We start from the raw sequence: 11,921 nt of genomic DNA, 5'->3' as shown, positions 1-11,921 counted from the left end.
GGGCGTTCGCCTTGCCCCATCCAATCTCCTAAGGGCCCGTGCTGGTCGTGGACCTCCACGAACAGGTACACTTCTCGTTGTGACGCGATTGAAAGTCAATCAACCAATTGTCATCTTGCTAATTTGTGCCACGGTGGTGTGTTGTGGCAGGGAGCACCAGGGGCTGAGGACGAGTGGTCCGGCCGAACTGGAGTCGGCGGCCATTGGTATACATTCTGATTCGCCAGTACAGACCGAACTTCTTTCCGATGTTGCTATTGTGCAACCCGGTGAGGTTTTCAAGTTGGGGGTGCTCCTAACGATGGAGCCTGGCTGGTACGTGCACTGGATCAATCCTGGCGAGTCGGGCGAGGCTATTTCGATTGATTTCAATTTGCCGGCGCGGTTCGAGGTGGGTGCGCTTCGGTGGCCTGTCCCGCTTCAATTTGAACAGCCCGACGGCACCGTTGGCTACGGCTACAAGGATGAAGTGCTGATCCATGCAGAAGTTCGCGCGTCGAATCGTGATGTCGACGACGGTGAGGTTTGGCCTCTGGCGGCCGACGTGCGCTGGCTGGCGTGCGAACAGGAGTGTGTCACGGGGCACTCTACATTGCAGTTATCGCTTCCCGGTTCGATTTCTGGTACGCGATTAGTAGACCTCATCAATGCGTCGCGTGTAGAGGCGTGGCTTCCTCGGTTACCGTTGGCTGCTGGCTCATCGCTTGCACCGTTTACTGTGACCGTGTCGCGCCTAAGTTCTTCGGATTTCGTGTTGATGTTAACCTGGCGTTCGGTGGCGAATAATGTTCAATGGTTTCCGGTGTCAGCGACGGCAGCGGCCGCTCCTGTGAGCAGTTTGCATAGGGTAGGTCAGCGAACGCGAATCGAGTTGTCGGCACCTACTGGCCACACTACCTCCGACCTTCAAGTTATCGGTGGCGTTGTCGCCTATACGAATGCTTCGGGTGAACGCCAAGCAGCCGAGTTGTCAGTAGCGGTCAACGAACTCTCCCAACCGTAAACCCCGAAAGACTGCTCCCGCCAACGCGGCAACCTCGGACTCAGTGTTGGGTGCCGGACGGTCTGCCGTGGGGTGCCGACGGGGTGAGCAAACTACGCCCTAACCATAGGATGCCTGCAACGATGACCAATAGCATCGTCCAGCGAATCGCGCTGGCAACGAAGAGGGCGTCATAACGTGGCTGTTGAAACTGGAACTGGATAAGTTCGCTTGAGCGATCAGTCATCCAGTGCCAACCACTGTGGGCAATGAACACCGAGAGGACAATGATGCCCATCTGTTGTGCGCCTACCCAGCGCAATAGGATGGAGAGCACCGGATACAGGAAGGCGAGAACGAGTAGTAGCCCCAACTCGATGCCGATGTTGAAGGCGAATCGTGATACGAATACATGCGTCCCACCAAACTGCAACATCTCCGGCAGGGCAAATGAGAGGGCGAAGCCATGTACCAGGCCGAAGCCAAACGTGCTCATTGAACGGCGCTCGAGTTTGGTGCCGACCATGTTTTCAAACGCCATGTAGAGAATTGAAACGGCGACGAGAGTCTCGATTAACGGCTGGAACCAGAGGACGTTCGGCGCCAGCCTGAAGGCTGAAGCGGTAAGCGTCACGGAATGGGCCACGATGAATGCGGTAACAATGATTGCGAGTGGTCGCATCCGCCGGAACGGAATAACCACGCACGCCAGAAAGACCAAGTGAGTGAGACCGTTGAGAATGTGTGCGAATCCAAGTGCTACAAACCGTTGAAACGCTTGATACCAAGTTGGGTTTAGCCAGATACGGCCCGGGTCGCCGGCGTATTCGAACAGTCGGTCTGAGCCTTCGGGCGTGAGAAACCGCATTACCATGTTGACTCGCAAATCGGGTCGCTCGAGTGAGGTGTTGATGGAAAAACTCGAGCGTTCTGACCGAATGGGATATTCAAACAAGACATCGAGCATGCCTTGTTCCCAGTAGAGTTCCGTGTCGTTTGGCAGTTGCGGGCTTCGGATGTGGGCGAGCGCCGTGTCAAGAGTTCTAAATGATCGATCGGACGGAAGCGATACCCGAACCGCCTCTATTCGCGGGGATTCCAGCTGATCACCATCTTCGTAGATGGTGAGGTCAGGTGAAATCCGAAGCCGTGCAGCGTCACGAAGTGGCGGGTTAGCTTCCTCGAAATTGAGATAGCCGATCCCGAAGGTGGGAAGAGTCTGATCGCGTAGTGCAGCCAGCGGTACTCGGACAAGCATCTGCAATTGCTGGCTCTCAGGCCTGACGAGCACTTGAACGGTTACATCACGAACGATTATTTGCGCAGCCACTTCGGCCGGAACGGCTATTAGCCACCACATCATTAGAGTGACCATCATGCGAGTCGTTACGTATCGATTGCACTTGGATGACATCGTCTGGACCTTGTGAGGTGAGCCCATTAGTGTGGTATCGCCGGTCTACGCGCTAGCTTCTGGTGGTGTTAAACCAAGGAGCGAAGCCTGAATGCCGGGATAGGCGGACCATCCCAACTGCTTGTTCTATTACTTCTCCGCACAGAAGAAGCCAAGGTTCTTCATATGTAGTGCTACTCGCGAGGCTTGATCCGGTAGCCTTCGTCCGTCTGTTCCCGGTAGCTCCGATGACATGTGGCGCATGTACCCCGTAGGTCGCCAAAGGCGCTCTGGGCGCCGTCATGATTGTTCTCTCCAGCTGCGGCAGTTATCGCCCGGGCCGCTACCACGGCATCCGCAGCGATTGCAGCAGCCTCTTCGACTTCTTGAGCCTTCCAGTACGCTTCAACCTGTTGAAACATCGACTGGAGCCTTCGGCCATCCTCCTCGGTTTCTGGCCAGTATCTTGCTCCAATATGTCCCTCGGTGTCGCCGAGCGTTAACCCGACCTCTTTCATCGTTGCGTCAAATCCTTCTTCGGTAAGTGTTTCTTGAAGGGCTCTAGCTCCCAGGCTGACTAGAGCAACGATACTGATGATGGCGATGAGTAGGCGAGCATTCATTCCGATTCTCCTAAAATTCTAGTAAGCGATGGCGTAACAATCACGACGGGGGTCGGCAGCAGCCAGTCGGTTTCCAGAGAATGGGTCGATCATGACAGCGGTCGCGCACCCCGAGACCCCAAGTGGGCGCACTTCGTTTACATGATGTCCTCGGGATCGTAGCTCATTGGCGATGTCTGCCGAAATCGTTGATTCCATGTCCATTTGGTTAAAGCCAGCGGCATGCGGCCAAAACGATCCCTGGAGGTGACGTGTACGGACACGCGGCCAGGCGAACGCTTCGTGTAGATTCGGATACCAGTCATCCCAGAACTCGACGATGTTCAAGAATCCCTGCAGGATCGTCTGGTCTTGATTGTCGCCACCAGGCGTACCGACTGCGAGAAAAGGCTCGCCGTTATGAGCCACGATACTCGGTGTTAGCGTGTAACGCGGTCGTGCGCGGGGTCGCAGTTGGTTCGCACGTTCCCGGTCAAGCCAGAACTGTTCTCCGCGGGTGCTCATGCCGATGCCGGTTTGTCCGAGAATCACCGCACCGCCGATCCACCCACCGCTAGGCGTGCTGTCAAAAATGTTGCCGTCCTTATCGATGATCGCCATATGCGTGGTGTCTTTCAGCCCACCCGATGATGGGACGAAGGACCCGCCGTTGGCGTTGTCGGTAGCTTGGCCATCCTCGATGTTGGCGACCCAGAAGTTCCAGTCGTTGACCTCGGGGTCGTGCGGCAGTGGGTTACCGGCCTTGAAGGCCGTCGAGGCACGGCCGATGTCGATTCCGGCCGCTCGAACCGCCGCGTAGGTCTTCGATAACAGCCCAGTGCGAGGCACCGCTACAAAATCAGGGTCAGCGTAGTAGGAGTCTCGGTCGGCGTAGGCGAGCTTCATTGCCTCGATGACTATGTGAATGTAATCAGCACTGTTGTGTCCCATCGACTGGAGGTCGTACTGCTCAAGAATATTAAGTGTCTGTAGCAATACTGGTCCTTGGCTACCGAAATCCTGTTTGTAAACGGTATAACCGCGATAGTCCACGTGGGTTGGCTCTTCGACCTTGGCGTAAAACTCTGCAAAGTCACTGTGCTCAAACAGCGAGCCATGCGTCTGAAGAAAATCGACCATCTCGTGGGCAATGTCGCCCTTGTAGAATCGGTCGCGAGCAGCGACGATTGCCCCCTCACGGCCAAGGTGGGCGTGTTGCTGTTCAGCTTCGACCATCTTCTTTAGCGTGTTCGCGAGGGTGGGCAACTTAATGGTCTCACCAGGTGTGTAAAGGCTCCCACCGGGTTTTAGCCAGTAGCGTCGGTTTTCTGGCCAAGCTTGGAAAAATTCTAGATTGCGCTCAATCGAGCGAGCAGTGCGTGGCCGCAGGGGAAATCCATGTTCTGCATAGTCGATAGCCCGTGCTGAGACCTCCTCGAAAGTCATGGTGCCCCAACGTTCGAGAACAGTCAGTGCTCCGTGCAGTGCACCGGGAACGACCGCCGGGTCGAGCCCTTCGCCGTTGAGGTCCCGATTCCGTTCGAGATACCAATCGATTGTGGCGCGCTCGGGTGCCCAGCCCTGACCAACGACTGAGATGACTTTGCCTTCCGCTTTCGGATAGACCAGGATCAACGCCTCACCACCCAGTCCGTAAAGGTCCTGTTCCACGACGCCACCCACGAGTAGTGACGTAACGCCGGCATCGAAGGCGTTTCCGCCCTGAAGAAGTATTTCGAATGCTGCGGCAGTCGTTAGCGGATGACCTGCGGACACGCCGGCGGTCCGACCGGAGACGGATGGTCGTTGCGCCTGCCCTGGCCCAGTTGCCAACCCCGCGATTAGCGCAATTGTTAGTAGGGCGGTACACGACGTGCGTCCCCTGGAGGACTGCCACACGCCAGGAATTCTTCTAAGGCATCGGATTGTCTTGCGCATCTATCACCTGCTGTCGATTAGTGAGATGGAAGGGGCATTCCGTATATCTAAACGGTGCCACTGCCATGACTCTTCTGGCGCGAATCTATACGGAATGCCACCCTGAGATCAAACATTGAGGCAGTTCCCCCTAGCCATATGCTCCCGAGCGCCAGGGCTTGAATCGGCCGGTGATGGGTGTAGACTAGGCCTAGATTCACGACAGTATTAGCTGAGAATTCTTTTCGGATGTGATCCCAGACCCTCGTCATAACGGCGAGAGGGTAGCTGGATGTTACGTCGTTTCGTTCGAGGTGGATGCTATGAAGTGTAGGCTCATGCTTGTTGTTTCGGCGGTCGTCATTTCAGTCGCAGTCGTGTCGGTGGTGCAGGCCGGGGCGCAGGATTCACCGCGTCCGGTTGTTGGACGGTCAATGGTTGTGACCGGGCACGGTATCGTAGCTGCTAGTCAGCCGCTCGCGGCGCGAGCAGGCGTGCAGGTTCTTGAGCGTGGTGGAAACGCAATCGATGCAGCCATTGCGGCCAATTCGACGATTGGCTTGATGGAACCGACTGGAAACGGAATCGGAGGCGACCTCTTCGCGCTCATCTACATGGCAGAGACTGGCGAGCTTCATGGGCTGAACGCTAGCGGTTGGGCGCCATCTGGACGCACAGTTGAGTTCCTTCGCTCGAAGGGCTTCGAGGAGGTTCCCGGTCGCGGTATCTACTCGGTCACGGTGCCAGGCGTGGTGGCCGGATGGGACATGATGCGCGAACGGTTCGGTTCCCTGCCGTTCTCGGAGTCGTTGGCCCCAGCGATCTACTATGCCGAAAATGGCTTTCCGGTTTCACCGGTCATTGCTAACGGGTGGGGCCGTTCCAGCGAAATGCTCGGAGCTCATCCAAATTCGAAGGCCACATTTCTTCCAGGTGGTCAGGCGCCGAAAATGGGGGAGATGTTTCGTAATCCCGACCTTGGGGCGTCGTTGCGGCGGATTGCTGAACATGGGCGTGATGGATACTACAAAGGCCAGACGGCCGAGGCGATCCTGAAGATTTCCGAGGAGATGGGTGGGACGTTTACGGCTGACGACCTCAGTGAGTTTAGACCGCAGTGGGTCACGCCAATCTCCACGATGTATCGAGGTTGGAAGGTCAGTGAGATTCCGCCAAACACGCAAGGAATTGCGGCTCTCATCATGCTGAATCTCATGGAACAGTACCCAATTGGAGAGTACGGTTTTCACAGTGCCAAAGCACTGCATGTGGCGATTGAGGCCAAGAAGCTCGCTTACGCTGACATGCTTGGGTATGTTGGTGACCCCGATTTTTCCAAGATCCCTGTTGAGCCGATGCTGAGTAAAGCGCATGCTGCGGAGCGGGCAAAGTTAATTGACCCGACACAAGCGGCCTGTGAAGTCGCACCTTCCTACTTTCCTGGAATTACGACAGCGGAAGGCAATGACACGATCTATATGACGGTGATCGATAAGGATGGCAACATCGTGTCGTTGATCCAGAGCAATTACAGCGGTTTTGGTTCTGGCCTCGTCCCTCCTGGTGTTGGGTTCATGCTACACAATCGCGGTGCACTCTTTACTATGGAAGATGGTCATGCCAACACCGTCGAGCCACGTAAGCGGCCGCTCCACACGATCATTCCAGCGTTTATGGAGAAGGACGGCGTGCAGATTGGGTTTGGCATTATGGGCGGTTGGAACCAGGCTCAAGCACATGCCCAGTTTGTCGCGAACATCGTCGACTTCGGTTTTAATATTCAGGAAGCGCTTGAGGCCGGCCGGTTCACCAAGGGCAGCTTCACCGGCTGTGACGTCAATATTGAGTCGCTAATTCCATCCAGCGTGCGTACCGAACTGACGGCGCTGGGGCATGAGCTCAATGTTCGTCCGCCGAGGACTGGTGGATTCGGTCATGGTCAGGCCGTGATGGGTACGCCGGCGGGTATCCACTTTGGGGCGTCAGAGCCAAGGCATGATGGGGCTGCGGTACCGCAGGCGCCTTCGATATTTGACCGGTAGGGCACAGATGATTCCTCATCAAATCACGCGGGTGCTGTTCGTGGCGGCTTTGGTCGTCGCGACAGCACCCTACGTGCTGGCTGAGCGGTTGGATCAAACCCAGGCCGAGGGACTTGAGGCCAGGGTTAGAACGGAGCTCGTGACGGAACGGGCATTCCGGGCCGTCACGGTTGTTGTGGATGGGGATGTGGCAACCCTGAATGGGATCGTGGGAAGTATCGGTGTTAAGGAGGACCTGATCGCGACCGTTTTGGAGGTCGACGGGGTGGGTTCGATTCTTAGCAACATCGAAATTTTTGAAGCCGAGAGCGATGCGAAGCTCGGCGAGCAAATCGCAGCGTTCATTAGGCGGTATGAATACCATTCCGTGTTCGACAATATAAATATCAACGTCGAAAATGGAGTGGTTGTTGTGAGTGGGGAAGTTACCGAACCCTTCAAGAAAGAGGGCATCGAGAAAGCCGTGTCCTATGTTGGTGGTGTTCGACTGGTTGAAAATCGGATTGAAGTGCTGCCGGTGTCGGGCACTGACGACCGTATTCGGGAAGACATTGCCCTGCGCATTTATAACGACCCGCTCTTTTCTAAATATCAGGAGGGGAACCGCCCTCCGATTCATATCGTCGTGAAGCGAGGCCGGGTGAGGCTCACGGGCGTTGTGCTTTCCCCGGTCGAGCGTGCATTTGCAGGTACAATCGCGCGCCAAGTCTTTGGCGTCAGGTCGTTTCGCAATGAATTAAAAGTAGAGTCGGAGCGGTAAGCTTCGATGGCTATGTAGTAGTGCTTCAGTTAGGACTTCCATGCGTACTGTAGTGCCGGGCACTCGGTGTTCTCTCTTTCTCGTTCTTGTCACCCTCCTCGTCTTCTCGAACTTGAGTAACGCACAGATGTCCGCAAGCCTGCTGGGCTCTGTGGTCGACGTGCAGGGGAACCCGCTGTCGGGTGTGACGCTCAAGCTGCTGTATCAAGGAAATGTGACTCGTGAGATCGAGGTGTCGACTGATGACGCTGGGAAGTTTTCCAGGCTGGGTCTACAACAGGGGTCGTATGAAGTCACGGCGCAAAAGGATGGTTTCGACGTCGAGACGATGAGTTTCTCTCTGAATGTTGGGCGACGTGCGCTACTGACCCTGACCCTGCTGCCGGAAGGTGCGCGGCGCATGGCCGAACTGGCCCGATCAGAGGAGGTCGAAGACCCACGAGAATCGGCCGTAAGGGCGGCTCTCCAAGCTGGTGCCGCTGCTAGCCTGGCCGGGGACCATCAAGAGGCCATCACTTTGTTCAAGTTGGCGGTCCAGACACTTCCAGAGTGCCACGAGTGTCATTATCGGCTTGGTCGAACCTATGCTCAGCTTGAGGACTATACGAATGCGGAGGTTGCGCTTGAACGAGTGCTTGAGATCGACCCCGAGTATGCGCCAGCTTACCGGACGCTAGCCGTGGTTTACAGTGCACAGCAACGGTTTGATGAGGCGGCCGCGGTAAGGGCTCGAGCGGCTGAGCTCACCTCGGCATCTTAGGTCGGCGAGTGGATGATTTATGTGGCTAGCCGGGCTTGTCTAGGGCGGGCCGACGTGGTGGGGGCGGGATTGAGGTCGGACACTTGCAAGGTGGTCAGGTTCCCCGGGTGGTTGTAAACTTGGGGTCCGAACGAGCGGGTGTCTTTACAGGCGTGAGGAGGTTACCTATGTTCTGCGTGCAGAGGTCCGGTCGGGGCCTTGTGCTGCTAGTGGTGCTTGCGGTGCTTGCTTGGCCGAGTGTTGCCGCGGCCCAAATGTCTGCCCGAGTGCGTGGCGTCATCATGAACGTTGATGGTGAGCCGGTCGAGGGTGCCACCGTCACGTTTACTTTCCAGGGTGGTGTAAACCGAGAGCAAGCGGCGACAACCAACGCCGAAGGTGAGTATATGCAGATGGGGCTTCAAAGTGGCCCCTACCGTATCGTTGCCGCGAAGGACGGTGTCGGCGAGCGTACCGAGGAGATCACCTTGCGTGTTGGTCAGCAGGAGGAGCTCGACTTTCAGCTTGTGCCGGTCGGCATGCGGGCTATTTCTGACCTTACCGACGAGGAACGAGCCGAGTATGAACGGGCGGAGGCGCTCTTGGTGACGTTAGAAGCGGCCGTGGATGCAGCCGCGGCCGGTAATTATGATGTGGCAATCGCCAATTTTGAGGAAGGCCTTTCGGCAAATCCGGACTGTTTCCAGTGCTACCACGGGATCGGCATGGCCTATCTCGCGCAAGAGGAGTACGGCGATGCCGAGGCGGCCTTTAACAGTTCGCTTGAGGTCAATCCAGACTACGCTGAAGCCTATGAGGGTCTTGCCACGATCTACAACAGTCAGCGGCGGTTTGATGAGGCGGTGGCGGCCAGTGAAAGGGCAGCTGAGCTGTCGGGTGGTGGTGGAGTCGGCGGCCTCGCAGACCCGGACACCGTCTTTAACCAGGGGCTCATCAACTGGAATGCTGGCAACATCGAGGAGGCCAAAGCGCAGTTTGCCGAGACGCTCGAGCTTGACCCGAACCATGGTGAAGCCCATTACTGGGTCGGCATGGCAAATTTGAACGAAGGGGACCTCGCCGGGGCCAAGGTAGCCTTTGAACGCTACGTCGAGCTTGAGCCGGACGGGCGGTTTGCGGACCAGGCCAGGGGCATGGTTACGCAGCTGCCATGACCGAGGCGCTCGCGCCGGTGACTTTGTGACGTCTTGTTAAATTTGGTGGTTGATGGATTGGTTTAGGGGAGTCGTGTCATCGAGGAGGATTCACATGCGAACCAAACATTCGGTCGTGACGGGAGTTCTGTGTTGCGTGGTGCTAGTCGGAGCAGGAAGTGCCTTGGCTCAGAGTCAACGGACCATGCGACCCGTGATTCGAGGCACAGAATATGCAGCAACGTCGATGAAGGCCCCTGCCACAGCGGCGGCGATGCGTATTCTCGACGCCGGTGGCAATGCCTTCGATGCGGTGGTGGCAGGCCAGGCGGTGCTGGCATTAGTCGACCCGGGCAGCAATGGTCTCGGGTCAGACGCTGTGATCCTGATTTATGACGCGAAGTCCGGGGATGTACTTTCGATTAACGCCGAGGGGACAGCCCCGCAACTGGCAACGATCGAGTGGTATGAAGAACACAATCATGGCGAGATTCCGGTGAGTGACGGGCTGTTGTCAGCATCAATCCCAGCGGTGATTGATGCTTGGTATGTCTTGCTCGACCGCTGGGGCACCATGACGTTCGCGGAGGTGCTCCAACCGGCCATCGAAGTTGCGGAAGAAGGCTTTCCACTGAGTGAACGTCTTGCAGGGTCGATCGCGCGGTCAGAAAAGATTCGGAAGTATCCGACGACCATGAACGTCTACTGGCCGGATGGTCGGGCACCCGAAGCTGGAGAGATCTTCAAGAATCTCGATGCCGCGAACCTTCTGAAAAAACTTGTGGAAACTGAGGCACAGAATACTGGTGCGGGTCGCCATGCTGCACTGAAAGCTGCACGCGATCGATTTTACAAGGGTGACATCGCACGAACGATGGCAGCCTTCTTCGAGGAGCACGGTGGACTCTATCGCTATGAAGACTTCGCCAACTACTCCGTTAAGGTTGAAACACCCGTGTCAATTGATTACCGCGGGTACACGGTTTACAAAAATCCTTCAGCGACCCAGGGTCCCACGGAACTATTCACGCTCAAGCTACTTGAGGGTTATGACCTACAAGCGCTTGGCCATAACAGCGTTGAGTACATACACACGAGTGCTGAGGCGCTCAAACTCGCCATGGCCGACCGGGAGAAATACCTTGGTGATATGGACTTCATCACTATTCCTTACGAAGGCCTCTTGTCTGAGGAGTACGCACGCGAGCGGCGAGCTCTCATTGATCCGGACCGAGCGTCGTTCGAGTTGCGGCCAGGAACACCGGAACGGTTCATGGGGAGTTCCGGACTCCTAGACCGGCCCGTTCACGTGAACTTGGAGGGTGAGTCTGACCACGAGGGCGATACCAGCTACATCGCCGTGGTGGACAAGGACCGCAACATGGTGAGCTTTGAGCCGAGTTTGCACAGCGGGTTTGGTACCGGTGTGGTTGTCGGCGACCTCGGGTTTATTTTTAACTGTCGTGGGGATTATTACTCGCTGGTGCCTGGAGAGGCGAATGCGCTCGAGCCCGGCAAGCGACCCCGCAGCACGCTGCAGAGTACGCTCGTGATGAAGGATGGCGAACCACACATGGTGCTGGGGAGTCCGGGTGGTGATGATCAAATCCAGCGGACTATTCAGACACTACTGAACATGGTCGAGTTCGACATGAATGTCCAGCAGGCGATCGAAGCGCCGCGGTGGTCGACTCGAAGCTTTCCAGCTTCGCCGTTCCCTCACACGATGTATCCGGGCGACCTTTCGGTTGAGGCAACTGTTCCGGAGGATGTCCAGAACGGTCTCGTGGCTAAGGGGCATGACCTCACAGTCAGGGCGGCCTGGAGCCTTGGGGCGATCGGTGCGATTCTGGTGAACGGTGCAACCGGAGTACTCGATGCGGGTGTTGATCCCCGAACGGAGGGTTACGCGCTGGCTCGCTGACTGTGAAAGGGTGTAGTGGATTGTGCAGGAGTGGGTTGCTGCACAACGTTTCACAAAGGGAACGCGATCAGTCTACATGTGGATAATTACCGTAGCGTGTATCTGATTTCACAAGTGTTTCCGAGTGCCACGATAGATGAAGTCTCTTTTTCTCTGTCAGTTAACGGTGAGGCGAGAGTTATTGGTCGGTTACGGGGGCGGCAACACGGAAATAAGTGTTTGACAGGCCGCTCACGATGACCCTATAAAGACATAACGGTTTATTCGAATATGCGTTGTGTTGTCTCATTTTTTCGACTTGCCGGGCGGCCTATTCTAACTGGGTGTGTCGTTAGGGCATCGTTGTTAGCGGTGTCCTAAGGGTTCGCGTCGATTTTGGCTCGTATAGTTTCGTTATATGGGAGTTGC

At 56.4% G+C, this 11,921-nt stretch carries 9 protein-coding genes; 6 read left to right on the top strand and 3 right to left on the bottom strand.

All coding sequences use genetic code 11. The features are described 5' to 3' along the window. Nucleotides 1-79 precede the first annotated feature (79 nt). Nucleotides 80-1,003 carry a protein-disulfide reductase DsbD family protein gene (locus QGH09_04405; protein HJO17428.1) on the top strand — a complete coding sequence of 308 codons (924 nt, stop codon included), beginning with the start codon at nt 80-82 and terminating at the stop codon, nt 1,001-1,003. Nucleotides 1,004-1,043: 40 nt separating this feature from the next. On the opposite strand, the gene QGH09_04400 is transcribed toward QGH09_04405, so the two are convergent. From QGH09_04400 to QGH09_04390, 3 genes are all read right to left on the bottom strand, one after another. Next, the gene (locus QGH09_04400; GenBank protein ID HJO17427.1) at nt 1,044-2,360 is read right to left on the bottom strand and encodes a HupE/UreJ family protein; all 1,317 of its coding nucleotides are present in this window, start codon (nt 2,358-2,360) and stop codon (nt 1,044-1,046) included. A 209-nt stretch (nt 2,361-2,569) separates the two neighbouring features. Next, on the bottom strand, nt 2,570-2,998 hold the full coding sequence (locus QGH09_04395; GenBank protein ID HJO17426.1) for a cytochrome c: 429 nt from the start codon (nt 2,996-2,998) through the stop codon (nt 2,570-2,572). 18 nt (nt 2,999-3,016) lie between these two features. Beyond that, nucleotides 3,017-4,915, bottom strand: coding sequence for a gamma-glutamyltransferase family protein (locus QGH09_04390; GenBank protein ID HJO17425.1), 1,899 nt, complete (start codon nt 4,913-4,915; stop codon nt 3,017-3,019). A gap of 302 nt (nt 4,916-5,217) precedes the next feature. Here QGH09_04390 and ggt (QGH09_04385) point away from each other — a divergent pair, with 302 nt between their 5' ends. The 5 genes from ggt (QGH09_04385) to ggt (QGH09_04365) all read left to right on the top strand — a co-directional run bounded on the left by ggt (QGH09_04385) (nt 5,218) and on the right by ggt (QGH09_04365) (nt 11,513). After that, complete coding sequence (gene ggt / locus QGH09_04385) at nt 5,218-6,936, top strand: gamma-glutamyltransferase (GenBank protein HJO17424.1); 1,719 nt, start codon at nt 5,218-5,220, stop codon at nt 6,934-6,936. Between the two features lie 7 nt (nt 6,937-6,943). Then, a complete protein-coding gene (locus tag QGH09_04380) occupies nt 6,944-7,696 on the top strand; it encodes a BON domain-containing protein (protein HJO17423.1) in 753 nt (250 codons plus the stop codon). Between the two features lie 40 nt (nt 7,697-7,736). Then, a complete protein-coding gene (locus QGH09_04375) occupies nt 7,737-8,456 on the top strand; it encodes a tetratricopeptide repeat protein (GenBank protein HJO17422.1) in 720 nt (239 codons plus the stop codon). Nucleotides 8,457-8,623: 167 nt separating this feature from the next. Then, the gene (locus QGH09_04370) at nt 8,624-9,610 is read left to right on the top strand and encodes a tetratricopeptide repeat protein (protein ID HJO17421.1); all 987 of its coding nucleotides are present in this window, start codon (nt 8,624-8,626) and stop codon (nt 9,608-9,610) included. Nucleotides 9,611-9,704: 94 nt separating this feature from the next. Further along, on the top strand, nt 9,705-11,513 hold the full coding sequence (gene ggt, locus QGH09_04365) for a gamma-glutamyltransferase (protein HJO17420.1): 1,809 nt from the start codon (nt 9,705-9,707) through the stop codon (nt 11,511-11,513). Nucleotides 11,514-11,921: the final 408 nt, after the last annotated feature.

The sequence above is a fragment of the Vicinamibacterales bacterium genome (assembly GCA_036012125.1).
GTDB lineage: Bacteria > Acidobacteriota > Vicinamibacteria > Vicinamibacterales > UBA823 > UBA11600.
This window is presented reverse-complemented; position numbering and strand designations above follow the sequence as displayed.

Coding starts and splice junctions, on each gene's coding strand:
- QGH09_04390 (HJO17425.1), bottom strand. CDS start 4,915: ATGCGCAAGACAATCCGATGCCTTAGAAGAATTCCTGGCGTGTGGCAG.
- ggt (HJO17424.1), top strand. CDS start 5,218: ATGAAGTGTAGGCTCATGCTTGTTGTTTCGGCGGTCGTCATTTCAGTC.
- QGH09_04395 (HJO17426.1), bottom strand. CDS start 2,998: ATGAATGCTCGCCTACTCATCGCCATCATCAGTATCGTTGCTCTAGTC.
- ggt (HJO17420.1), top strand. CDS start 9,705: ATGCGAACCAAACATTCGGTCGTGACGGGAGTTCTGTGTTGCGTGGTG.
- QGH09_04380 (HJO17423.1), top strand. CDS start 6,944: ATGATTCCTCATCAAATCACGCGGGTGCTGTTCGTGGCGGCTTTGGTC.
- QGH09_04370 (HJO17421.1), top strand. CDS start 8,624: ATGTTCTGCGTGCAGAGGTCCGGTCGGGGCCTTGTGCTGCTAGTGGTG.
- QGH09_04375 (HJO17422.1), top strand. CDS start 7,737: ATGCGTACTGTAGTGCCGGGCACTCGGTGTTCTCTCTTTCTCGTTCTT.
- QGH09_04400 (HJO17427.1), bottom strand. CDS start 2,360: ATGATGGTCACTCTAATGATGTGGTGGCTAATAGCCGTTCCGGCCGAA.